The following is a 26,386-nucleotide window of genomic DNA, read 5'->3' on the forward strand; positions in this document are numbered from 1 at the left end:
GGGTTCTTACTAATTGAAAATTTATTTTAAACGAATTTCGGAAACCGATGAACCCTGAGTTACCATTGGGAATACATTATTTTCTTTTCCAACCATTACTTCCAGAAGATACGCGCCGTCGTGATTCAGCATTGTTTCTAAAGCAGGTTTTAGTTTCTCTCTGTCAGAAATCCTTTGTCCATCGATGTAATAAGCTTTTGCGACTGCGACAAAATCCGGACTTGTGATATTCACGAAAGAATAGCGTCTATCATTGAACAATTGTTGCCACTGCCTTACCATTCCCAGAAACTCGTTGTTGAGAATCATAATTTTGACTTTCGCTCCGAACTGCATAATCGTTCCCAACTCCTGCAAGGTCATTTGGAATCCGCCATCTCCGATAATGGCAACAACTGTTTTTTCCGGTGCGCCATACCAAGCGCCAATCGCAGCTGGCAAACCAAATCCCATCGTTCCCAAACCACCTGATGTTACGCTAGATTTTGAATGATTGAATTTTGCATATCGGCACGTGACCATCTGATGTTGACCAACGTCTGTTGCGATGATTGCGTCGCCGTTCGTTAAATCATTCAGAACTTTGACGACCTCTCCCATCGTCAAAACTTCAGATGTTGGATTGAGTTCTTCCTGGATAACTTCTTTGATTTCGTCTTTTTCCAATTCACGGAATTCATTTAGCCAAGCTGAATGGTCATTTTCTGTGAGAAGCGCCGTCAACATCGGTAAAGTCTTTTTGCAATTTCCCCAAACCGGAACTGTGGTTTTCACATTTTTATCGATTTCGGCAGGGTCAATATCAAGGTGAATGATTTTAGCCTGTTTCGCATATTTGTCCAAACGTCCAGTCACTCGGTCATCGAAACGCATTCCGACCGCAATCAGAACATCGCATTCGTTTGTCATTAGGTTTGGTGCATAATTGCCGTGCATTCCCAACATTCCGACGTGTAACGGATGAGTGGTTTCCAACGCACTCAATCCCATTACAGTCGCTGCTGCGGGAAGATTTGTTTTCTCAACAAACGTTTTGAATTCCTCTTCTGCTTTTCCTAAAATCACGCCTTGTCCGAAAATGACAAATGGTTTTTTGGCTTGGTTAATGAGTTCTGCAGCTTGCTCGATATATTCGTTTCTAATTTCCGGTTCGGGGCGATAACTTCTAATATGATTGCATTTTTTATATCCCAGATATTCGAATAATTGTATCTGAGCATTTTTGGTAATGTCAATCAAAACCGGACCTGGACGACCTGTGCTTGCGATGTGAAAAGCCTTGGCAATCGCTTCAGGAATTTCTGTGGCATCCGTGACTTGGTAATTCCATTTTGTGACTGGCGTTGTGATGTTGATGACATCTGTTTCCTGAAAAGCATCCGTTCCCAAAAGTGAGGCAAAAACCTGACCCGTGATGCACACAATCGGATTGCTGTCTATCATTGCATCGGCCAAGCCCGTCACCAAATTCGTAGCGCCCGGACCACTCGTTGCAAACACAACGCCTGTTTTCCCAGAAGTTCTCGCAAATCCCTGAGCTGCGTGGATCGCGCCTTGCTCGTGGCGAACCAAAATGTGTTTCAGTTTGTCGGAATAGTCGTACAGAGCATCATAGATTGGCATAATGGCACCACCAGGATAACCGAAAATAGTATGTACATTTTCCTGTAACAACGCTTCTAAAACAGCTTTTGAGCCACTGATTTCTATCGTTTTCTGAGACTCTGATTCTGTGTTTTTTATTTTTGAAATAGTATCATTCATTTTAAAGTCTTTTTATTTTTACTGTAGATTTTCTCTACAATTACTTATCTTGAATCTTTTGAATTCTTTGAGATTAAATTATTTTTAGAACGCCATACGATTGCAGCCCGACCTGAGTGGAAATTCTTTTTTTGCGATGGAAAAAGCCAAGGCAAAAAAGATTGGGAACAGAGGGCGGAAATAGCTGCCCAAAATGATATTTCATCTATTATAATTTTACAAATCGGTGACGCAACCTTGTGATGCGTCTGCTACAGATTTGGCATATTTGTACAACACTCCACGCTTCACTTTGTAATCTGGTTGCTGGAATTCGGCTTTTCTTTTATTAATTTCTTCGTCTGAGAGAAGTGCGTTGATGGTGTTTTTTTCGGCATCCAATTCTATCACATCACCATCTTTTATCAAGCCAATCAATCCTCCGGCAAAAGCTTCCGGTGTGATATGACCGACTACGAAACCGTGCGTCCCTCCGGAAAATCTGCCATCTGTAATCAAGGCTACATTTTTGCCGAGACCGGAACCCATTAAAGCGGAAGTTGGTTTGAGCATTTCCGGCATTCCGGGTGCGCCTTTAGGACCTTCGTTTTTGATAACGACTACATTTCCTTCTTTGATTTTTTTATCTTCGATGCCTTTGATGAACTCTTTTTCGCCGTCGAAAACGATGGCTGTACCTTTGAAATAATCGCCTTCTTTGCCTGTAATTTTTGCTACAGAGCCTTTCTCAGCAAGATTTCCGTACAAAATTCTGATATGTCCTGTCGCTTTGATTGGGTCTTTGATATCGTGAATGATATTTTGTTGTCTATCGATAATCGAAGTGACGTGTTCCAGATTTTCAGCAATTGTTTTTCCTGTTACTGTCAAACAATCGCCGTGAAGCAAGCCTAAATCCAAGAGATATTTCATCACCGCTGGAACGCCACCAACGTTATGAAGGTCTTCCATCAGGTATTTTCCGCTTGGTTTGAGGTCAGCCAAAAATGGTGTTTCATCGCTGATTTTTTGAAAATCATCTAAAGTCAAATTATAGCCGATGGACTTTGCGATGGCGATAAAATGGAGAACCGCATTCGTACTTCCACCCAAAATCATAATTAGCCTTAAAGCATTTTCAAAAGCTTTTGGCGTCATTATATCGGATGGTTTGATGTCTTTTTCCAAAAGGATTTTGACGTAATGTCCGGCGAACTGGCATTCTTCTTTTTTCTCTTTGCTTAAAGCTGGATAAGATGACGAATACGGCAAACTCATTCCCAGTGCTTCGATTGCTGAAGCCATTGTGTTTGCTGTGTACATTCCGCCACACGCACCGGCGCTTGGGCAGGAGTTTTTTATCACACCTTTGAAATCTTCGTCAGAAATTTTACCTGCGATTTTGTTTCCCAAAGCTTCGAAAGCCGAAACGATGTTCAAATCCTGACCTTTGTAATGTCCCGGCGCAATACTTCCGCCATAAACCATTATCGAAGGACGGTCGAGACGAGCCATTGCCATCAAAGAACCCGGCATATTTTTGTCGCAACCCGGAACTGTGATTAATCCGTCATAATATTGACCGGCACAAACCGCTTCGATGGAATCTGCAATGATATCACGACTTACGAGCGAATAACGCATTCCGTCGGTTCCATTGGTCATTCCGTCGCTGATTCCGATGGTGTGGAACATTAAGCCAACTAAGTTTTGTTCCTTAACGCCTTTTTTAACGATTTCAGCCAAACCATTCAGGTGCATATTGCAAGTGTTGCCGTCGTAGCCCATACTTGCGATTCCAATTTGCGCTTTGTCGAAATCCTCTTCTTCAAAACCAATTCCGTAAAACATTGCCTGAGTTGCAGGTTGCGTCGGGTCTTTCGTAAGCGTTTTGGAATATTTGTTCAGTTCTACATTACACATATTGCAAGTCTGATTTTAAATAAGAATAATCTTCTTCTAACACCAAATGACGATAAGCTTTCTGAACTTTCGATGCTAAACTCTCTTCCCAGTTCAATTTGAAAGGAACATCATCAAGAGAACCCAATGCCACTATTTCGGCTGCCGTTCCACAGAAAAAACCGGCGTCTGCACCTTTCATTTCTTCTGGTTTGAAGAATTTTTCCTCGTAAGGAATTCCCAGTTGGTCGCAGATTTCGAAAACTGTTGCTCTTGTAATTCCTGGAAGGATGCTTCCTTTTGCAGGTGTGAAAAGTTTGCCGTCTCTTTCGAAGAAGATATTAGCGCCGGAACTTTCGGCTACATTTCCATCAGCATCCAGAACCAAAGCTTCATCGAAACCTTTGTCTTTTGCTTCCTGACAAGCCAAAATCGAGTTTACATAATGACCGCTCACTTTTGCTTCCACTTTGAAAGCTTTTGGATTTGGACGTTCAAATGATGATGTCATAATTCTCATTTGATTGGCCATATAACCATTGTCCCAATTCCAAACCTCGATGACGAGATAACTTTTTTGTCCTTTTGACAAGGCCATATTTGGAGAACAAATGACGAGTGGACGAATGTATGCGTTTGATAAATTATTAATTTCCAATAATTTGTAAGTTGCTTCCACCATTTCTTCGGTAGAATAATCGAAAGGCATCATCATCGTTTGGGCAGACCTTCTGAGCCTGTCGTAATGTTCTTCCGCTTTGAAAATTTTGGTTCCGTTCGCGGTTTTATAAGATTTAATCCCTTCGAAAACAGCATATCCGTAGTGTAACGATTGACCATACAAGTCGGTCTTGGCTTCTTTTGCTTTTACATATTCCCCATCAAAAAAGAGAACACTGTCGTCATTGTAATACATTTTGTATCGATTTTATATTTGTTTGTTAGATTCAGGAAAATAAAAAACCATCCTCGCAGTGAGAATGGTCTGTATTATTTCAATTCAATAATTAGTACAAGCCATCACTCACCACCGGAATCCGATAATGACAAGAATGACAAGAATAATGATTGTGCTATTCATCTGTTTGTTTTCAACGGTACAAATGTATAAACTAATTCCAATAAACATTGATGTTTTCACAAAAATTTCTTTTTAAAAGTATTGAAAACATATAAAATACTTGATTTTATACGATATTCATCAAAACCAAAATCAGAGATAAAGTATTGATTTTCAAGTTTTGAAAGCTGAAAAAATTACGATGCCTAAAATTTTACTTTGAATCCAAAATTTTGGTTTTGAATTTTAATTTTTGATGAAATTTTAATCAGTAAAAGCGAAAAATCCACCGATTGGTGGATTTTATATTTGCAGACACTTTGACAAGCTAAGTTTGTCAACTTACTTTATCATTAAAAATGAACCTGTTGAATTTCTTCTTCAATTTCTTTCGGTGATTCTTCCTGAGATTTAATGAAAATCAAAGTAATCAAAGCACCCAACAACATACAAGCACCGCCTACGACAACGTAATCAATGGCCATATTTCCGAAAAGCTTCGAAACTATTGGTCCTCCAAAAACACCATTGATAATTTGAGGAACGACAATGAAGAAATTGAAAATCCCCATATAAACACCCATTTTTCTTTGTGGAATAGCGTCAATCAACATTGCGTAAGGCATCGCCAAAATACTTGCCCAAGCAAAACCTAATCCTACCATCGAAATCCACAGCATCGAAGTATCTTTGATGAAATACATCGAAATCAATCCTAAACCTCCACTTGCCAAAGCCAATGCGTGCGTTTGTTTTTTCCCAATCGCTTTAGCAATTGGAGTCAACAAGAATGCAAATGGAATCGCAAATAAATTATAAAGACCGAATAAATGTCCAGTCAAATCTCCAGCTTTATTAAACTCAACCGATTTTGTATCTTCTGGTGAAAGTCCAAAATGATGCGTTGCCAAAGCACTGGTTGTGAAAACCCACATCGTGAAAAGCGCGAACCAAGAGAAGAATTGTACGATTCCCAATTTCTTCATCAAGTTCGGAATATTTGCAAAATCTCTGAACATATCAGAAAACTTCGAAGGTTCCTCTACCACGTCTTTTCCGCCTTCGAATTCTGCAAACTCTGCTGGAGAATATTCTTTTGTCGTGAAAATCGTGTACAAAATTGAAACAATCAAAACAGTTGCGCCAACATAAAATGCATAAATAACGTTGTCTGCCACATAACCTTCTGCTGCTACGTTTGAAACACCTAATTTCGTTAACCAATTTGGCATTTCCGAACCAATCACGGCTCCAACTCCAATCAAAATGGTTTGGATTGAAAAACCTAAAGTTCCCTGATGTTTCGGCAACATATCACCCACCAAAGCACGGAAAGGCTCCATTGCAATATTGACAGAAAAGTCCATCATTGCAAGGAAAATTACGGCTAACAACAAAACATTTGCAGCAATCATATGTGTTACGGAAGCGGCATTTGGAAGGAGAACCAATCCAATCGCACAGAGAACCGCTCCAATCAAAAAGTAGGGTTTTCTACGACCAAGCGGACTCCACGTATTATCGCCCATATGACCAATAATTGGTTGCACAATCAATCCTGTCACTGGTGCCACCAACCAGAACCACGAAAGCTCGTGAACGTCAGCACCAAGGTTTGCGAGAATACGGCTCGCGTTTCCGTTTTGCAATCCAAATGCCATCTGGATTCCCAAAAATCCCATACTCATATTGATAATCTGAGCGATGGAAAGATTTGGTTTGACTTTTTTTATCATTGTTTATTTTTAAGGTTTTTTTATTATTTTAATTTCTGAATCAACGCATCTTCAATTGGTGCTTTGATTTTTGTCACTTCGTCCACCACTTCATTCGGAACTGTTACCGACAGAACATATTGTCTCACTTTCCATTTCCCGCCGATTTTTTCGACAACGCCGGAGCCTCTGCAGATTTTCATTTGGGTATCAAGTATTTCGTCGAACCACGCGTAATTTCCGTCTTTGCTGAAGTAGATATTTCGTTTCAAAGATTTGAAATTCCAGGTTGTTTTTTTATCGAAAAATGGTTTTGCCCATTCTTTGAATTCCTTTTTGTTCCATACTTCAGTCGCGTCTGTGCCGATGAAAGTAGATTCTTCTGCGAAACAATCGAAGTATTTATCGAAATCTGCATTCGCTGCAAGTGTGTTGAAATCGTCTAATAATTTGTTGATATTCTTCTTCTGAACATTTTCGTAAAAGCCTTTTTTCTGGGCTAATAATGTATTTGAGAACATTAAGAACGCCGACAGGAAAAAGAGTGAAATTGTTTTTTTCATTTTGATTATATTTTTGAATCAAGCTTAATTTTAATTATGGCAAATTCGCCATATTTAATTTTATTTAAGTTCTAAAATTAATGAAGATTTTCCAGCGACAGATAAATTTGTTTTCAAATCGAAATCTTTGTCGGAAAGGATGTCTTTTCCTTTTGTCAAATTATTAAGACCTTCGGAAAAACGCTTCAAATCCAGGTTTTGAGTTTCTTTGTTGTTATTGATAACTACCATTACCCTTTTGCTATCGGTGTAGCGGAAGTAAACATAAACATTGTTGTTCGGAATGTAATGCAAGGTTTTTCCTTTGTGAATGGCTTCATTTCCCTTTCTCCAGTTCAGGATTTTTTTGGTGTAATCGAAGTATTCACTTTGAGAAGCCGTTCTACCAGATTTTGTGAAAGCGTTGTTTTTGTCGCCAGCCCAACCGCCTGGAAAATCCTGACGAATCTCTCCGTCCCCACCTTTTCCTTTGTCGCCAGCCATTCCGATTTCGGAACCGTAGTACAATTGTGGAATCCCACGAACGGTCAGGATTAAGCTCATTGCGAGTTTGTAATCTGCAACATTTGGATAGGTTTGATTCAATCTGTTCGTATCGTGATTTTCTGCGAAGACCAAGATATTATTGATGTCGGGATAAAGGAAATCATTCGTAAAATTGCCATAAACTCTTTGCATTCCTGCGTCCCATCCGGGTTCTTCTTTGAAAGCCTGACCAACAGCATCAAACAATGTAAAATCCATTACAGAAGGCAAATGGGAATTATAACCTTCAATCGCTGCGATTTTGGAATCCTTCTGCCAATACGCCATTTGAGCCTGGTCTTGCATCCAAACCTCACCAACGATATTGAATTTCGGATACTCGTCTGTGATACGTTTTGTCCATTCTGCTATTCCTTTTTTGTCGTTGTAAGAATAAGTGTCAACTCGAAGTCCGTCAAGTCCAGCAAATTCTATCCACCAAATCGCGTTCTGAGCCATATAATTGACAACCATTGGATTACCTTGATTCATATCCGGCATTGTGGTATCAAACCAGCCGTCCATACAAGCGGCTTCGTCCACTTTTGCTGCGTTGGTGTCAAACTGTGTGGTCATTCTGTAATTGCTTCTCTGGAAACCGTTTTTTCCTTCTTCCCAATAATGAATCCAATCTTTCGCAGGCAAATCCTGGATAATCCAACTTTTTGAACCCCAATGGTTGGTGACATAGTCCATCACGAGCTTCATTTTGCGTTTGTGAAGTTCGTCAGCCAGATTTTTGTAGTCATCATTTGTTCCGTAGCGCGGGTCGATTTTGTAATAATCGCTTTGTGCGTAGCCGTGGTAAGAATAGCTTGGCTCGTTGTCTTCCAACAATGGTGTGTTCCAAAGTGTGGTGACACCCAATTCGCTTAGATAATCCAGGTTTTTTACAATTCCGGCAATATCGCCACCGTGACGGCCGCCCGTTTTTGTTCTGTCAGATTTCTCGGCTGTGTCTGGTGTGTTGTCATTTTTCGGATTTCCGTTGGCGAAACGGTCCGGCATTACCAGATACATTACGTCTGACGAAGTGTAAGAATCTCTGTTGGCAGAATTCTGTTGTCTTTGTTTGAATTCGTAATCAATGGTTTTTACGGTTTTATTTCCATTTTTGAAGTTTAATTTTATTTTTCCTGGTTGAACGCCGTTGGTATCAATCGTTACAAAAAGATAGTTTGGATTTTCTACTTTTTTGACCTCCTTGATTTTGATTCCGTTGGAGAATTCGGGTTGAAGGTTGTTGATGTCTTTTCCGTACACCAAGAGTTGTAGTTCCGGATTCTTCATTCCGCTCCACCAGAATGCAGGTTCTACTTTCTGAACCTGAGAATAGAAAATGGATGAAAGGATGATTGAAGAAAATGTGATTATTTTTTTCATAAAATATTTTTTAAGGTCTATATTAAATTTAATAAAAATTCAGATACTATTGAAAATTAAATTGTTTGAAATTCTGTTTTGATAGTAATGAGAAATTTTAACGCAAAGTCCGCAAGGATTTTTTTAATTAACTAACTGTTTTTAAGGTTCGCAAGGACGTAAAACTCATCAAAGATTATTGTTTGTTCAAAAATTATTAAAGTGAATAATTATGTTTAAATATTGATTTAAATCTCAACAATTTCTGTTCTTTTTGCGATTTTGTTGGCGAGCCAACTAACGTAGAATAATTGGAAGCTGTGGTAAATCATTACTGGCAGCAAAAACAAAACTTTCTGCTCGTCCGGAATTCCTAAAACCAACAGGAATAAACTTCCGTGAACTAAGGATTTCTTCGAACCACAGAATGTAGTTGTGATGACATCTTTTGGTTTGAAGTTCAGTTTTTCGGCAATGAATTTCAAAATGTAGTAAGTGGCGAAAAACAAAAAGACAACGCTTAAAGCCAAAGCAACGAACACCAATGAAGGTACAGAAACGAAGATATTTTCTACAAATGCTGTTGAAAAACTTTCGTAAACAATTAGTAAAATAATCAGTCTGTCGAATTCTGAAATGACATTCGCATATTTGGTTACCCATTTTTTGAAGATAGGATTAAGCAAAATTCCTAAGATGATTGGGAGCAAAACTTTGAGTAATAATTGCTGGATGATTTCGGATTGATTGCCTCCTTCTCCATTTGATGTCAGGAAAAAACTCATCAAAAGCGGCGTCATTACGATGCCGATGATTCCTGAAATCGAAGCATTGAAAATCGCTGATGTGACATTTCCTTTTGCGATGGAAACCATTACAACCGATGATGAAACCGTGGAAGGTAAACTTGCCAAAAAGAAAACTGAGAGCCATATATTATAATAAGCCGTGTCTTTTAAAAACGGATAAAACAGCAATGCCAACAATGGAAAAATAATGAAAGTTCCCGATTGAATCAGCAAATGAAGTTTCCAGTTGGAGACATCTTTTACGACTTCTTTTAGATTAAGTTTGAGTCCATACAAAAGAAAAATTCCTGCAATTCCCCAATCTATGAATCCGGCCAGATTGAAATACTGGTTGTAGGATTCGTGGAAGGGAATGACCTTGGCCAAGATGACCATTCCAATCAATAGGAAAAGGAAGATGTTTTGTTTGTTGAAAAGTTTGGAAATCCAATTCATTTTTAGTTGATGGCTGATGGTTGACAGTTGATGGTTTTTAATCAGTATTCTGTGAACAATTTATTGCTGAATGATGGAAAAAACTTTGTCAAAGCGTTGAACCTTGACAAAGTTTTGATTGAAGTGGAAACCCATAGCCCCGATTGCAGCGGTTACCCCACAGCAAGCCTTGGGAAAAGCTGTGGCGCGAGGAGTAGTAGCGGAAAGCGGGAAATAGCTCCTAAAAAAACTACCCCCGATTTTCGAACAAGTTCGAAAATCTCCCCTTCAGGGAAGGGGAATTTCTTATTATTTTATCGCTTTCAGGGAAATGGCGTAACCACCGCTTCTTACCAAGTGGATTGGAAGTTTGGTTTTGCTGTCCACTTTCTTTTTGTAGATTTTGTAACTCTGCGGATTGTTGATGTAATCGGCATCTTTTCCATCCTCATAAACTGTTGCTTCGTACTTTTTACCTTTGTCCAGGAATGAGAAATCTACGGTGTAGTCTCTTGGATTTTCGTCGGTCACACCGCCTACGAACCAGTTTTCAGTTCCTTTGGCTTTACGCGCTGTGTGGATGTAGTCGCCAGGTTCCGCAGAAAGGATTTTGGTGTCGTCCCAATCTGCCGCAACGTCCTTGATGAACTGGAATGCGTCCATATGTTTGGCGTAGTTTTCCGGTAAATCTGCCGCCATCTGAAGAGGCATATACATCACGACGTAAAGCGCCAATTGTTTAGCTAAAGTCGTCTGAACGAAACGCTTGTCGCCTGGGAAATAGTAGTCCAATTTGGTCTGGAAAATCCCTGGCGTGTAGTCCATAGAACCGCCCATCCAACGGGTGAAAGGCAGAATCGTCTGGTGGTCCGGCTTGTTTCCGCCGAACGCTTCGTACTCTGTTCCACGAGCGGCTTCTGCAGAAATATAATTCGGGTAAGTACGGCTTTCTCCACCCGGACGAACGGATTCGTGGGAGTTGACCATAATTTTGTAATCGTTTGCTTTTTCTACAATTCTGTAATAATGGTTGATGGTCCATTGCGAATAATGGTGTTCACCTCTTGGGATAATGTCGCCTACGTAACCTGTTTTTACGGATTTGTAACCGTATTTGTTCATTGTTTCGAAGGCTTTCTCAGACCATCTTTCGTAGTTTGAAGCGGAGCCTGAGGTCTCGTGGTGCATAATCAAATCTACGTTTTTGGAATGTGCGTAGTCGTTCAACATCTTCAAATCAAAATCCGGATAAGGTGTGACGAAATCGAAAACGAATTCTTTGGAATGTCCGAACCAATCTTCCCAGCCTGTGTTCCAGCCTTCTATCAACAAGCCTTGGAAACCGTTTGCCGATGCAAAATCGATATATTCTTTGACTTTTGTATTGTTGGCGGCGTGTTTTCCGTTAGGTGTCAGTTTGGAGAAATCGGTTTTTCCGATGTGAACATTTTCTGCTGTAGAATACGCCCATTGGGATTTTCCGATAATCATTTCCCACCAAACGCCCATATATTTCGTTGGTTTGATGTAAGATGTGTCTTTGTATTTTGTAGGCTCGTTCAGGTTGAACATCATTTTGGAATCCATTACCACTTCCGCTTTCGGCGAAACGATGATGGTTCTCCAAGGCGTTGTAGAAGGTGTTTGGATGTAACCTTTTGCACCTTGTCTGTCAGCCGTCAAATGTGTTTTGAATTTGAAATTCTGAGCGTCCACTTCCAAATGAGAAGCCGGATAATCCAGAACTGCCGCCTCGCCAACATTCACGTAAAGAGGTTCTTTGCCTTCTTTTTTCAACATCAAAGGTGATTGAACAGCATTTTTGATTAAGGTCTGAGATGCGTTTGAGTCAAAAGCTTTTGGCCATTGTGTTGGAATCTCGGAGATTTTTGTGGTTTGATATTGATATTCCTGAGAGTCGTAATCTGCCACAATCCACCAAGCTTTCATATCAGTAGGAAAATCAATCTCGGAATCTTCTTCTCTGATGACGAAATAATTCAGGTTTTTCTGTTGAGGAAACTCGTATCTGAAACCTAAACCGTCGTTGAACAATCTGAATTTGATAACGATGCTTCTGTCAGACGAAGTTTGATTAAGAGTCACCGCCAACTCATTATAATCATTGATGTAATTCTTTTTCTCACCAAGAATTGGTTGCCAAGTTTCGTTTTTGGAATCTCTTTTTTCGGCTGTCTTTGTAAAGCCATTATTAAGGTCAAAACTTGCATCTTCCGGTTTTGCAATCTCTGAAGCGAACTTGATGGATGAGTCTTTGAAAAGTCTCAATCCTAATTTGGAATCTTCTACAACAACATTTCCATTGTACTTTAAATTATAAAATGGAACGCCGTTCTTCAGTTGAAAATTTGCTTCGAATTTGCCGTCCGGAGACTTCAAACTTTGGGCATTGATTCCTGTAAACATCATAGAGAGCAAAGCTGCTCCAATGGTGAATTTTTTCATTTTTTCTAAGGTTTATATATGTGTTACAATATAAAAAAAGTGTTGCAACTAGGCAACACTTTTCTTATAGATAATGTAATTCAATTACTGTTTTACAAGTGTGTAAGTCATTCTGAATGGATTGAATGATACTTTGTAAGTACCAGCAGTAGTGATTGCAATATTTTCACCACCTGATACCGCAGAACCGTTGGCTCCGCCATAGTTTTCATCCCACTTATCATTAACTCTAAATTTCATGCTACCTACAGTAAGATTTGTAGTTGCAGTCCAGGAAAGAGTTGAATCATCCCAAGTCATTGCTACATCTGGTCCATTCCAGCCGTTTGTAGTAGCATCTCCTACAAGACCCATTGCATATGGTGCCAAGGCAAATGTAAGATCATTGGTATTGACCGTTAGTTTTTGGTAACCTACTGATGTAGCAGATATATTACCTCCATTGTTGTAAAGCAAATGGATGTTATCATTCGTACCGTAGCTATTATCCCAACTTCTTGCAGGCGTAATTTTGAATTCAAGATTGCCAGCTGTAAAATCGATAAATCCAAAATATACACCATTACTTGTTGAAGAAACAAGCGTGTTGGCAGTATCTATAGACCATCCCTGATAAGCTCCGGGAACATAAAGGTAAGATACCATCTCGTAAGGAGTAGTGTTGAATGAAAGCAAATCGGAAACTTTTGTAATAGTACCTCCTGTAGAAACTGTAGTTGCTGTGACTCTAACACTCATCTCGGAAGAGACTCCAGCCATTGCACCAGTTTTAAGAACCAGTGTGTTCAAATCTTTTACCGAAATTGGAAATGATTTGGCATTTGTAACAGTTGCTACCGGATAATATGTTGTCGATCCTTTTTTAGCAATCTCCAAAAGATAAGAAACATTCACGCCATAGCTAGCATAATCGTTCCAAGTAAAAGTAGTTGCTGTAGCATTAGGTGTTGCAGAGTTTAAAGTTACACTTGCACCAGAAGCAGGAGCCGTAACAATAGGAATAGCTATAGGATAAGGCGTCACTGCAAAACTGATTGCATTAGAAACTTCTGAACCCGATTCAATTCTAACATAAACTGTAGAAGAAGCGTATGGCGACAATCCTGCCTGAAGAAACTTGCTGTTTACATCTCCAACTGTGGTTGTAAAAGTATTTGTAGCAGCAGTTCCTAAAGTAGCTTTTGTTGCAAAGTCTTCAGTTTTAGAAAAAACTACGGTATAATCAGATGCTCCGGTTTTATCCCACGTCATAACGAAAGGATTATTTTTCATAGTCTCATACAAGACGTTGCTTCCTAGAGATGTATCATAAAGTTTGAAACTAGCCTCTGGTTTTGTCCAGTCTCTGTCTGCGTCATTATCACAAGCAGTAATAACGAAAGCAGCGACTAAAGCAACAAGAAAATATTTAAATATATTTTTCATAAAGTTTTTATTAAAATTAAAAAATACGCTGAAGTTATTCTGTTGGAATGACCGTATAATTACCTGTGACATCATTAAAATAAATGTCGTAAGTCCAATCTGCAGTCAATGGAATATCTGCTCCGCCTGCAACTCCAACTCCAAAATACTCAGAATTTGTGCCCCAATTTACATCCCAAGCATTGTTTGCTCTGAATTTGAAAACACCAGTTTTTAAATTTACTTTTTTTGCAGTCCATAAGTGGCCATCAAATGTAGATTTTGTAAGTTGAACATCCGTACCATTTGTTGCAGTTCCAATGATGGAAATATTTGTATAAGTTGTTCCAGGATTGGTTGTTGGTACAATAGTGTAGGTGAGAGCTGCAGTATCAACAGTAAGTTTATAATAACCTTCTGTAAGAATTTTGATATCGCCCGATCCACCATCCGTGCTTAGTACTCCAGCAGATGCACCTAGACCAAATTGAGCATCCCAAGAACCTTTCACTTTGATCATTTTGAAACCTCCAACTTTAAATAATCCAGTAAATTCGTATTTAGTACCAGATGATGTCTTTAACAAAGGAATCAAATTACCATTGGTGATAAGATTATCCCATCCTCCCGCAGTTGCATCACCTATCAGATAAAGATCTGTATAATTATACAATGGTCTTGCTAAATATGGTGTTATCGTTATGGACGTAACTTTGGAAGCTTGTAGCAAGTCGCTGTTTGAACCAACAAACGAAGATACCCGAAAGTACATTTTTTGAGCAACGTCCGGAACCAAACCTATTTTCTTTGCGGCATTATTCATCTCAAGCGTTGTGAATGAAGAGTTAGTTTGAGATTGTGCAGTAGAAATTAGAGGTTGAGGATTTGTGAATGCTTCTGTTGCACTAATTTCAACTTGATACTTTACTTCAACAGGAACTGTAAGCGTTGCTGCGTCCCAATTAATAGTTAGCGCAGGATTTGCTGGAAAATTGGAATCCAAAAACAAATTCTGAGTAGAAAGATCCATTAAAATAGGAGCAGACTGATTCTCTACAGTTATGATTTCACGATCTTCACACGATGCCAGACCCAGACAAGTCGCAGTCGCAAGAAAAAAGTGTTTGAATATATTATTTTTCATTATTTATAAATTAGTTGATTAATAGCCAGGATTCTGTTTTAGATTTGGGTTTACGGCCAAATCATTGTTTGGAATTGGAAACAGGTTACGATACTCACCAACAGCAACACCATCTTTAACATTTCCTTTCCAAGGCCATAAATATGCTGAAGAAGTGAATTTTCCAAAACGAATAAGATCTGTTCTTCTTGTCATTTCCCAAGACAATTCTCTTGATCTCTCATCAAGAATAAAATCAAGATTAAGCACAGAGATTGTTGAAGCATTTGCTCTTGTTCTGATTGCATTTACATAACCTAAAGCAGTACTCATACTACCTCCGCCTCCTCTTACAACTGCTTCTGCGTACATAAGGTAAATATCGGCTAATCTGTACATTGGTAAATCTGTATCAACCCATTGTACATCTTGAGCTGCACCACCATTACTCTTCAAATTTTTGTATTTGATAAATGCATAGCCATCATTAAAGTTGCCTAAATCGTTGATCTCCAGTGTCTGTCCATCTTTATAAAACCGACCTCTTAGATCTGCAGGTTCAAACTTATTCACGAAAGCTTTGGTAGTTCTAAGACCACCCCAACCTCCGTTGACTCCAAACTGCGCAGGATCCATAGATCCACCAATTGCAGCGTGTACGAGGTAAGTTGTACCTCCATTGGTTTGAGTTCTAACACCGTCATAAACAACGGAAAATATATTCTCCGGGTTGTTAACATTATTATCAGCCAAGAATAAATTCTCATATTTCGGATTCAATCCGTATCCTGCAGAAATAACTTTGTCGCAATTAGCGATGACATCGGCATTTCTTTCTGTTCCAGTGTAAACTTTAGCATTTAGATACAACCGTGCCATTAAACTCCAAGCAGCAGCTTTGTCTAATCTACCGTACTCATTGGTTTTAGGAGCTTTTAATCCTGCTTCTGCTTCTTTTAACTGCGCCTCTACATAGTTGAAAAGATCGGCTCTCATTATCTGTTTTGGAACTGTTCCCAAAGTTGTTTCATCTACAAAAGGTACATTACCGTACATATCCAGAAGATGATAATATGCTTGAGCTCTAAGAAATCTGGCTTCTGCTCTCATCACTCTCGCTTCGTCTGCATTCGCTCCAGAAATACCGTTGGTACTTAGCATCTCATCGGTCGTATTTCTGATAAACTCATTACAAAAAGCAATCTCTGTAAATAATCTGAAATACATAGCATTATTGAATTCATTGGCAGGTGTCCAGATCATTTTATGAAACTCATGCAAAGTTCCATCGTTCCAGCCAATTACCGCTTCATCTGTGGTAATAACCTGTAGAGTGTAAAGTAAACGTGTATATATCGAGAAACCTCCATCGATCCCCGCAACGTCTCCATTACCATCACCAGCAGATTGTCCCCCCACAGCCAAACCGCCATAAAGCTTCGCTAACATATTTTTATAATTACTAAAGTCTTTAAAGACGCTTGCCGAAGTTATCCCTATATTAGGTTCTTGTTTTAGATCATCAACACAAGAACTTACGGACAGTGTAAATGCTAAAAATGCTGTTGCAATTGATTTATTTTTTATTTTGAAATTTTTCATGTCTTAAATTATTAAAATTGAAAGTTTAACCCTAATGAATAGATCTTTGGACGTTGATAGAAACCATTATCAATATTTCCAAAAATCTCCGGATCTACGCCTTTATAATCTGTGATTACGAAAACGTTCTGCGCCATACCAAAGACTTTAAGGTTACTACCATTGCCAAAAACATCTCCAAAGTTGTAGCCTAGAGTCAAATTATCCATTCTTATAAATGATGCGTCTTCTACAAAGATATCACTCCAGAACTGTGGTGTTTTAAAACCATAATCTACAGCTGTACTGGATATATTTTGCATAAAATCATTGGTTGCAATACTTTGAACATTGGATTCTGATGCGGCGTTGTTGTAAACATAGTTTCCTAAAACTGCTCTTAGTGAAGTAGAAAGATCCCAGTTTTTATATCTGAATTTTGTTGAAAAACCGAATGTAGCGTCAGGTGTTGTTGATTTGTAAAGATATTTATCTGCTACAGTAATCCTTCCGTCTCCATTTCTGTCTACATACACTCCTTCTAATGGCTTTCCGTTGCTATCATATACTTGTTGATAAACTTTAAAAGTATAAGGATTGTAACCTTCCATATGAGCCTGAACGTAGTTTCCAATCCCTCCAGAAATCCCACCTACTGTTTCAATACCATAACCTTCGGCTACATCATTAAACTTGGTAACTTTAGGATTATAATGAGCAACATTAAAGCTAAATTCCCAATTAAAATCTTGTGTCTTAATAGGATTAATATTAATCAAGAACTCAATACCATCACTTTCTAGCTCTCCGATATTTTTGTTATTCATATTGCTAACTTCTCCAGCGGGAACTTGCACATAAACCAGTAAATCTTTCGTTTTCTTTTTGAACCAATCAAAAGATCCGGTGATTCTATTATTCCAAAAGCCAAAATCCAATCCAGCATTGGTGGTTTCTGTGGTTTCCCAGGTCAGGATTGGGTTGATTTGTAATGGTTTCAACATTGTGTAGAATTGCTCAGCAAATCCATATGATGCTCCAGGTTCTGAATAGCTATAAGAAGCAAAAGAGTTATACCAGGTTCCAATTTCTGCTTGTCCTGTTTGTCCCCAACCTGCTCTTAGTTTCAAATCAGAGAATACTTTAGAATCTTTTAAGAAATTTTCATTTTTAATTTTCCAAGCTCCAGATGCAGCAGCAAATGTCCCCCACATATTATCTGTAACATCTGTACCATTATAAAATCTAGAAGTACCATCTCGTCTGATAGATCCTGTTAAGATGTATTTATCTGCAATTGTAAAAATACCCCGACCATAGAAACCTACTTGAACTAGATCATCATCTGTCGGAACTGTTTCACTTCCCATTGGCGTTACAGTACTTCCAAAATAAGTTCTTGTAATGGGTATCTTATTTGAGAAAGCTTGGTACGAATATCCTGCCATTACATCAACTTTTGTATTGATTGCAGAAATATCTTTTACGTAGTTAAGATAAGACTCGAACAATTTATTACTTTTTTCTTGTTCATAATCTCTGCGGGAGTTCAAATTTTGTGATCTTACGACACCTCCATAATTCGGAAATTCTGTAACTGCACCTGTTCCCTTTTGATAATCGTAGCCACCATTGATATTGATATGCAAATCTGGAAGGAAGTGTAGTTTATAATCCAATTGTACTCCTGTAATAGCTCTGAACACAGTAGAAACATCTCTCCGACCATACAAAGAGCCCAACGGATTCAAAGTTCCATTCACATTCATTGCATCCCCAAACACGCCATTAGAATCTGGCAGATACCATTCCCAATAATTATTAACTTTATTTCCTCGTGTAGAATAATCATAGATAGACTGTGTAGGATCCATTTTTTGTGCAGCACCAATTACGCCAGCATTAAAACGGTTTTCCGTCATCGATCCTTTGATATTAGCATTTACGCTTAAATGATTATCAAAAAACTTTGGCGTTAAACTTAATCCAAAAGAAGTTCTTCTGAATTCATTGGTTTTTACGATACCGTTTTGCTCTGTATAGCCCAATGACAATCTATAAGGTAATTTTTTGATACCCCCAGAAATCGATACATTATTATCTGTTCCAAAAGCTGCTTGATAGATTTGATCTTGCCAATTTGTATTAGAAGTCCCCAACATATTTATGTATTTCTGTTGTGGTGCGTTTTCCGTCACATATTTTCTGAATTCGTCTGCGGTTAAAACATCTACATTTTTCATCTTCGTAGAAACAGAAGCCGAAGTAGAAAAGTTAACTTTCAATTTTCCTGCAGAACCTTTTTTAGTTGTAATCAAAATTACACCATTGGAAGCTCTGTTACCATAGATAGCTGCAGCTGAAGCATCTTTCAAAACATCAAAAGATTCTATATCATTGGGATTAATCAATGCTAAAGCATTAGAGGCTCCAGATATACCAGAAAAATCCATTGGAATTCCATCAATCACAATCAATGGATCATTCAAGGATGTAAGAGATGCACCACCTCTGATTCTAATTGTTGCTCCAGATCCAGGATTTCCACCGTTACCAGTTACCGTAACACCCGGCGCTTTACCAATGATTAATTGGTCTGCTGACGTAGAGCCACCATTAAAATCTTTTGAAGTAATAGAAGCAATAGATCCCGTTAGATCTTCTTTCTTCTGCTTACCATAACCAATCAACACAACCTGCTCGATCTCGGTTTCTTTTTTCACCGTATCTGTGCCTTGTTGTGCATGTAGCATTGATCCGAGCAATAAGAATGCAGGAGCAATTTTTAATACATTATAGTTTCTCACAAAAAATAAATTTTTAAGGTTTATATTATTTTCAAATTTGTTTCTAAATCACATTCAATCTAGTTTCGCAATTTATAAAAAAAACAACATTCTGTTAAAATATTTTTAAAATTATTCATTTTACTGATAAATCCAGATAGTTATTATCAATTTTAACATCACTAAATATTAAAAATCAGACACTTAAACCATTTAACACTTTTTTACCAAATGTAAAATTTTAACATTTTTTCAAACGATTGTTTAACGTTTTCTTCTCCTAAATTAACCAATATTAATCCTATATTAATGAAAAATGAAATCTAAATCAACAAATGTTAAAATTTTAATTATCGATATTCGAACACTTTTTAACATTCGCCATCAAATTAATAATATCCAAACGCCTCTTATTTTTAAACGGAAAATCGTACTTTTGCAAATCTAATTTCAGATTATAATGTCAGACAGAAAATTGATTACGGCGGCATTGCCTTACGCAAACGGACCGGTTCATATAGGGCATTTGGCGGGAGTTTACATCCCGGCAGACGTCTATGCGAGATTCCAGAGAAGACTGGGAAAAGATGTCGCTTTCATTTGCGGAAGTGATGAACACGGTATTCCAATCACGATCCGTGCAAAAAAAGAAGGCGTGACGCCTCAGGACATCGTGGACAAATACCACGGTATTATCAAAAAATCCTTTGCAGATCTTGGAATTTCTTTTGATGAATATTCCAGAACGACTTCTCCAAAACATTACGATGTGAGTCAGGATTTTTTCAAGACATTATATAATAAGGAGAAATTCACGGAAGAAGTTTCCGAACAATATTTTGACGAGCAAGCCAACGAGTTTTTGGCAGACCGTTACATTGTAGGAACCTGCCCAAATTGTGGCAACGTAAATGCTTACGGTGACCAATGTGAAAATTGCGGCTCTACCCTATCTCCATCTGAACTCATCAATCCGCATTCCATGTTGAGCGGTAATGTTCCGATCCTGAAAGAAACCAAAAACTGGTATCTGCCTCTGAATGACTACGAAACTTTCCTTAACCAATGGATCATAGAGGGTCATAAAGACGATTGGAAAACCAATGTTTACGGACAAGTCAAATCCTGGCTGAATGACGGTTTGAAACCAAGAGCGATGACGCGCGACCTCAACTGGGGTGTTCCTGTTCCTTTACCAAATGCAGAAGGAAAAGTGCTTTACGTTTGGTTTGATGCACCAATTGGTTATATTTCTTTTACCCAAGAATGGGCAGAGAAAACCGGGAAAAGCTGGAAAGATTACTGGCAAAGTCCGGAATCTGATTTGATTCACTTCATCGGAAAAGACAATATTGTTTTCCATTGCATTATTTTCCCAGCGATGATGAAGGCTCACGGCGATTACATTATGCCAACCAATGTTCCCGCTTTCGAATTTCTGAATCTTGAAAATGAAAAAATCTCAACTTCCCGCAACTGGGCAGTCTGGGCGCACGAATATGTAGAAGAATTTCCTGGACAACAGGATGTTTTGCGTTACGCATTGCTTTCTTCCGCTCCGGAAACTAAGGATAATAATTTCACTTGGAAAGATTTCCAAACGAAGAACAATTCTGAATTGGTAGGAATTTTCGGAAACTTTATTAACAGAGTTGTAGTTTTAATTCATAAATATTACGATGGTGTCATTCCAACCGGAAATGCAGACGCTGAAGAATTGGTTGAAATCAAAAGATCGGCCGCAGAAATTGCTCAGTACTTAGAAAACTTCGAATTCCGAAATTCTTTGACAGCTCTGATGAATCTGGCAAGATTTGGAAACCAGTATCTGCAAGTTGAAGAACCTTGGAAAACAATCAAGGATAATCCTGAAAAAGCAGCTCATTCATTATTTGTTGCTGCGCAGATTGCGGTGGCTTTGGCTCAGTTATCAGAACCATTTATGCCTTTCAGCTCTGAGAAATTGCTGACGATGTTTAATGTTGAAAAACTGAACTGGAATGACATTGAAACTAAAAATATCCTGATCGAAACCGGACATCAAATCAATAAAGCATCTCTTCTTTTCTCAAAAATTGAAGATGCAACGATAGAATTTCAAATTCAAAAATTAGAGAATACGAAGGAGGAAAACAAAAAAGCAACTGCTCTTCAAACGGTTTCACAATCCGAAGGCGCAGAAGCAGAAGCTCAGATTCCTAAAATCCTGTTGCCGGAAAAAGATCAGATTCAATTTGATGATTTTACTAAAATCGATTTGAGAACTGCAACCATTCTGACAGCCGAAAAAGTAGAAAAAGCCGACAAGCTTCTGAAATTTACTGTGGATACCGGCGTTGATGTGAGAACAGTTGTTTCAGGTGTTGCAGAGAGTTTTAAACCAGAAGAATTGGTTGGAAAGCAGGTGATGATTTTATTGAATCTTGCACCAAGAAAAATCAGAGGGATAGAATCTCAGGGAATGTTCCTTCTTACTACAAAATCAGACGGAAAGTTGACTTTTGTGACGCCTGATGAAACGGTTGGGAATGGAATTGAGATTGGGTAAAATTCATTAACAGAATATAAATCAAAAGAACCTGCAATTGATTTTGCAGGTTCTTTTTTTTATTGAAAAATTAGAAAAGTTAGTTTATTCTTTGATGATTTTGAAGCTCTTAATTTCTTTATCTGACTCTACCTTCACGACATAATTACCCTTCATCAGATTTGTGACATTGATAGCCTTGCTACCCTTAGTCATAAAAACCTGTCTTCCATTAATATCATAAATAGTCACCGATTTTACATCATTATCAGTCTTAATATGTAAAATATCTTTGACCGGATTAGGATAGAGAGCTAAGGAATTAATTTTAGTTTCCGCTGTAGCCAGAACCTCATTATCCAGATACATATATAGCTCACCATCGTGTAGTGTATCTGTAGATTCAAAATAAAGATCAGAACCATACTGACCAATTGTATAAGCAACATTTTTATTAATAAGGCCAGCATTATTACGTGGATCATAATCACCAACCGCAGGATAATTACTGTAGGTCACCATTTTAATATCATTGATTGTTTTCGAAGTATTATAAGTTGTATTAAAATTGTTGACAAATGCCTGTAACTCTTGAGTAGTCCAGTAGAAACGTACTTTTTCGTCGGAGGTTTTAACACTGAAGATATAACTCTTGTTAAGATATGTTTTTCTTTTATTACCATCGACGTGTGTAAAATAAGGCAAGGACAAAGCGCGGGAATTAACCTTAATACAAGCACTGAAAGCACTTTGCTGATTCCCAATGATACTTGCAAACAGATTTCCTTTAAAATCATATAAAGCAGCGGTAGAGTTTGCGCCTTGCAGATTTACACCCAAATTACAAATCGGATTATAATTGGCATCTCCCAAATCATCATCATACAGACCAATTTGAAACACACCCACATCTGTGGAAACAGCTGCATTAAACCTCATCTTGGACCAGCTGTTGGATATATGCACAGATGGATACTCAAACCTTCTGCCCATTCCGAAAAACACACCATCCGGAACGTCAACTACCAACTGATAATCAGCCACAAAAGGAATGTTAGAAAAATAATCAGCGCCGGCAAACTGGTTGGTTGCTGTATTATATTCTTTGATGACAGAACCCAGGTTAATATAAAGTTTGTTATTATACCCAAACAGTTTCAAAGATATTGCGCTTGCAGCACCTGCACCTACAGGAACATTTAGCGCTACAGTGCTCCAGCTGTTATTCATAAGAGAATATTTGTAAATGTTGGTATCATTTCCATTAAGAGCCAAATAGTAAACCTCATTTCCTATCTTAGTCAGGGCTCCATTATAGGTAGACATCCCTACCGGCGCAGATGCTAAGGAAATCCAGGAATCGCTGGTCTGGTTATATTTTCTGACAGCAGAATTATTTTGTCCGCTATTCATACCACCAAAAGCATAAAGCTCATTATTGTAAACCAAAGTGTAGACATAGCCCAACCTTAGTGGGTAGTTATTTTTCTGAGTCCAGGTATTGGTCGTAAGATTGTATTCTGACACTGCATTACTGTAAAGCTGTGAAGTATTGTAAGGATTGTATCCACCAACAAAATACATCTTATCATTTATAATGGCTGCATTCATTGGATTTTGACTGTGATATGAAGGAAAATCTGTCTTTTTACTCCAGCTATTTGAAGCCATATCATATTCAAAAATATCATTAGGAGAAATCCCCAATCCATCGAACCCATTTGCTACGTAGATTTTCCCGTTCTGATATACGCCTGCAGTTTGATACCGGTTGTCGCCCAATTTTTTTATGATTGTCCATTGGTTTGTAGCAGTATTGTATTTCCTTATCACACCACTGTAGGGTACTCCTGCACTACCTCCGCCACCATAAACATAGATTTCATTTCCAATGCTTGCCAGTGAAGGATTGTATGTAGCTCCTACACCAGTCTGATCTGCTTTTTCAGCCCAAGTATTGGATGCAGGCGTATATTCATACCATTTTGCATTAACTATCGGCGTAGAAGTCGTCACTCCCAGTCCGGCATATCCTTTACCATTCACAGCAGTTCCCACACCGTAGTGGATAGCCTTTGGCAAAGAAGCTTTCGGTGTCCAGACATCAGTCTGAGGATCATACTCGTAGAATGAAGCAGTAGAATTGGCAGCAGCCCCTCCTCCCATGTAGCCTTTGTTTCCTATACTGAAGGCAAAGAAACCTCTAATGTTAGCTACCGGTTTATTAGCTTTTTTTGCAAAAGTCTTCGTGATGGTATCATAAGCCACCATCGCAGAAAGCTCATCAATATAATAAATAGTCGTTCCTATTACAAATCCACCACCAACTCTTGAAAGTGCCACATTATTATCAAGCGGTGCAGAAGTCCAATTACCGGTCTGAACATCATAAATATAAATCCTACCTGTGTAGATAGTGTAAAACTTTCCACCAACTTCAAACATTCCCTGAAAAGTTGGATTGGCGGTGTCATAAGAAAAGGATTTCAAAATGGTAAGCTGATCTGTCTGTGGATTATACTTCGCAAAATCCTTGCCTCCACCGATATTATCATAGCCACCAAAAATGTAGATCTCACTATTATAAGCCAGCATATTGGCGTCTCTTCTATTGGAAAAGTTATTACCTAATGGAGCAAGTTTTGCCCATGATGTAATAGTCTGCGCCTGTATTGCTATCATTAGTAATGAAGCTGCAATAATTGATAATCTTAGTTTCATAATAATTTATTTTTAATTAGAACAAAATTAAGTCAGCTGAAAACAAAAAAAAATACGCCAAAAGGAGTATTTTTTTAAAGTGACATTAAAAATGTTTAATAAAAAATTTTACAAGATTCTCATGGTAATAAATCGAAACATACTTCAAAAACATTCAATTGATTTCTAAAGTGAAATTACATTATCAAAAAATATTTCAATCTTTAATGAATTGACTGCTCAGCAACTGTATTCCCTTGCCATCGTATAATATTAAAATATAATTACCTTTGGGTAACTTGCTCATATTAACTTTCGTAACTTCCTTAGTGGTTAGAACCTTTCTGCCACTCATGTCAAAGACCACTGCACTCTCAACATTTCTGGTCTTGTTCCAGATTTGCAAGATGTCTTTCACAGGGTTTGGATAGATAATCATATTATGTTTATCAACATCCTGCGCCGATAGCGTTCCCGCAGAAATCCTTGCAATTCGCGATCTATTGGTTGCATTGTAGGAAGAGAAATTTCCCGAAATCAAGATCTTGGAATCCGGCTGCACTGCAATAGATGCAATTACATCATTAGGTCCTGATCCAGTATTAAAAGTTGTATCAAGAGTTCCACCTGCATTCAGCCTGGCAAAATATTTCCTGGCAGTTCCATTGTAAGTTGTCAGATTTCCACCAGCCAGGATTTTACCGTCAGCTTGTAAAACTATGTCGCTAATATGCCAATCTGCGCCTGTACCTTGGTTGAAAGTTGCATCTAAACTTCCATTAGCTTGTAGTCTCGCAATCCTGTTAGCGGTTATATTATTATAATTTTTAAACTGCCCGCCAATTAATATTTTACCATCGGGTTGCAGCGCAACAGCATAAATATCAGCGTCTGCTCCATTTCCCGGATCAAAACTCACATCCAATGTTCCATCAGCATTGAGTCTGGCAATACGTTTTCTTGAGATTCCATTGTAAGTGGTAAAACCATAACTTGTCACAATGACCTTTCCGTCCGGTTGCAAAACCATATTATCTATACTACCATTTGCCCCGGTACCTGTGTCAAAAGAAGAATCCAAACTTCCGTCTGCATTAAGCTTCGCAATATATCTTCTAACCGCACTCCCAAAAGTCACGAAATTACCACCTATTAAAATTTTTCCGTCAGGCTGCAACACAAGAGAATAAACAACATTTCCCGGTCCTGCTCCAGGATTGAAGGTAGTATCTAAAGTTCCATCCGCATTAATTCTTGCCACTCTATTGATTGCTGTTCCATTATAAGTCGTGAAGTTTCCTGCAATGAGAATTTTACCATTGGATTGCAAAGCCATATCATAGATAGAAGCATTTGCTCCAAAACCTGGGTCAAATGAAGTATCAAGGCTTCCATTGGCATTAAGTCGGGCGATGCGATTTCTGGAAACATTATTATACGACGCAAAATAGTAGCCGGAAACTAAGATTTTTCCGTCAGGCTGAACAATGATATCATCAGCATTACCACTAAGTCCTGTTCCGGTATTACTAAATGTCGTATCCAACATGCCAGCTTGCGCAGATAAACCTATAGTAACAAAACCGTAAAAAAGAAGTAAAATTTTTTTCATGATCGAAATATTAAAAAATGAAGGAAAAATTAATGGACAGTAAGTTTTAAAAAAGATTCGGAATCTGAAATTTACCATTTTGCACAAAGCTATA

The 26,386-nt window shown here is 38.3% G+C and carries 15 protein-coding genes; 1 reads left to right on the forward strand and 14 read right to left on the reverse strand.

Annotation, left to right across the window (positions count from 1 at the left end; all coding sequences use genetic code 11):
* Positions 1-21: 21 nt before the first annotated feature.
* The 12 genes from ilvB to LUD75_RS08810 form a co-directional block, all read right to left on the reverse strand.
* Positions 22-1,764, reverse strand: coding sequence for a biosynthetic-type acetolactate synthase large subunit (gene ilvB, locus LUD75_RS08755; protein ID WP_232705294.1), 1,743 nt, complete (start codon positions 1,762-1,764; stop codon positions 22-24).
* Positions 1,765-1,980: 216 nt separating this feature from the next.
* Complete coding sequence (ilvD, locus tag LUD75_RS08760; RefSeq protein WP_232705295.1) at positions 1,981-3,666, reverse strand: dihydroxy-acid dehydratase; 1,686 nt, start codon at positions 3,664-3,666, stop codon at positions 1,981-1,983.
* Positions 3,659-4,561 (reverse strand): branched-chain amino acid transaminase, encoded by a 903-nt coding sequence (locus LUD75_RS08765; protein ID WP_232705296.1) that lies wholly within the window; start codon positions 4,559-4,561, stop codon positions 3,659-3,661. The genes ilvD and LUD75_RS08765 overlap by 8 nt, the downstream gene beginning before the upstream one ends.
* Before the next feature lie 497 nt (positions 4,562-5,058).
* Positions 5,059-6,441 (reverse strand): MFS transporter, encoded by a 1,383-nt coding sequence (locus LUD75_RS08770; protein WP_232705297.1) that lies wholly within the window; start codon positions 6,439-6,441, stop codon positions 5,059-5,061.
* A 23-nt stretch (positions 6,442-6,464) separates the two neighbouring features.
* Positions 6,465-6,983: a nuclear transport factor 2 family protein gene (locus tag LUD75_RS08775; protein ID WP_232705298.1), complete on the reverse strand. Its 519-nt coding sequence runs from the start codon at positions 6,981-6,983 to the stop codon at positions 6,465-6,467.
* Positions 6,984-7,043: 60 nt separating this feature from the next.
* Positions 7,044-8,891 (reverse strand): glycoside hydrolase family 13 protein, encoded by a 1,848-nt coding sequence (locus LUD75_RS08780; RefSeq protein WP_232705299.1) that lies wholly within the window; start codon positions 8,889-8,891, stop codon positions 7,044-7,046.
* A gap of 227 nt (positions 8,892-9,118) precedes the next feature.
* Positions 9,119-10,114 carry a bile acid:sodium symporter gene (locus LUD75_RS08785; protein ID WP_232705300.1) on the reverse strand — a complete coding sequence of 332 codons (996 nt, stop codon included), beginning with the start codon at positions 10,112-10,114 and terminating at the stop codon, positions 9,119-9,121.
* Between the two features lie 288 nt (positions 10,115-10,402).
* Complete coding sequence (locus LUD75_RS08790; RefSeq protein ID WP_232705301.1) at positions 10,403-12,559, reverse strand: glycoside hydrolase family 97 protein; 2,157 nt, start codon at positions 12,557-12,559, stop codon at positions 10,403-10,405.
* 84 nt (positions 12,560-12,643) lie between these two features.
* Positions 12,644-13,984 (reverse strand): SusE domain-containing protein, encoded by a 1,341-nt coding sequence (locus LUD75_RS08795; protein WP_232705302.1) that lies wholly within the window; start codon positions 13,982-13,984, stop codon positions 12,644-12,646.
* Between the two features lie 34 nt (positions 13,985-14,018).
* A complete protein-coding gene (locus LUD75_RS08800; RefSeq protein ID WP_232705303.1) occupies positions 14,019-15,107 on the reverse strand; it encodes a SusE domain-containing protein in 1,089 nt (362 codons plus the stop codon).
* Positions 15,108-15,125: 18 nt separating this feature from the next.
* A complete protein-coding gene (locus tag LUD75_RS08805) occupies positions 15,126-16,688 on the reverse strand; it encodes a RagB/SusD family nutrient uptake outer membrane protein (protein ID WP_232705304.1) in 1,563 nt (520 codons plus the stop codon).
* Positions 16,689-16,699: 11 nt separating this feature from the next.
* Positions 16,700-19,420 carry a SusC/RagA family TonB-linked outer membrane protein gene (locus tag LUD75_RS08810; protein WP_232705305.1) on the reverse strand — a complete coding sequence of 907 codons (2,721 nt, stop codon included), beginning with the start codon at positions 19,418-19,420 and terminating at the stop codon, positions 16,700-16,702.
* A 493-nt stretch (positions 19,421-19,913) separates the two neighbouring features.
* On the opposite strand from LUD75_RS08810, the gene metG reads away from it, so the two are divergent.
* Positions 19,914-22,001 (forward strand): methionine--tRNA ligase, encoded by a 2,088-nt coding sequence (gene metG / locus LUD75_RS08815; RefSeq protein ID WP_232705306.1) that lies wholly within the window; start codon positions 19,914-19,916, stop codon positions 21,999-22,001.
* A gap of 84 nt (positions 22,002-22,085) precedes the next feature.
* On the opposite strand, the gene LUD75_RS08820 is transcribed toward metG, so the two are convergent.
* Both LUD75_RS08820 and LUD75_RS08825 read right to left on the reverse strand, forming a co-directional pair.
* Positions 22,086-24,701 (reverse strand): T9SS C-terminal target domain-containing protein, encoded by a 2,616-nt coding sequence (locus LUD75_RS08820; RefSeq protein ID WP_232705307.1) that lies wholly within the window; start codon positions 24,699-24,701, stop codon positions 22,086-22,088.
* A 196-nt stretch (positions 24,702-24,897) separates the two neighbouring features.
* Positions 24,898-26,292 carry a T9SS type A sorting domain-containing protein gene (locus tag LUD75_RS08825; protein ID WP_232705308.1) on the reverse strand — a complete coding sequence of 465 codons (1,395 nt, stop codon included), beginning with the start codon at positions 26,290-26,292 and terminating at the stop codon, positions 24,898-24,900.
* Positions 26,293-26,386 lie beyond the last annotated feature (94 nt).

The organism is Epilithonimonas sp. JDS, from assembly GCF_021261315.1.
Taxonomy (GTDB): domain Bacteria; phylum Bacteroidota; class Bacteroidia; order Flavobacteriales; family Weeksellaceae; genus Epilithonimonas.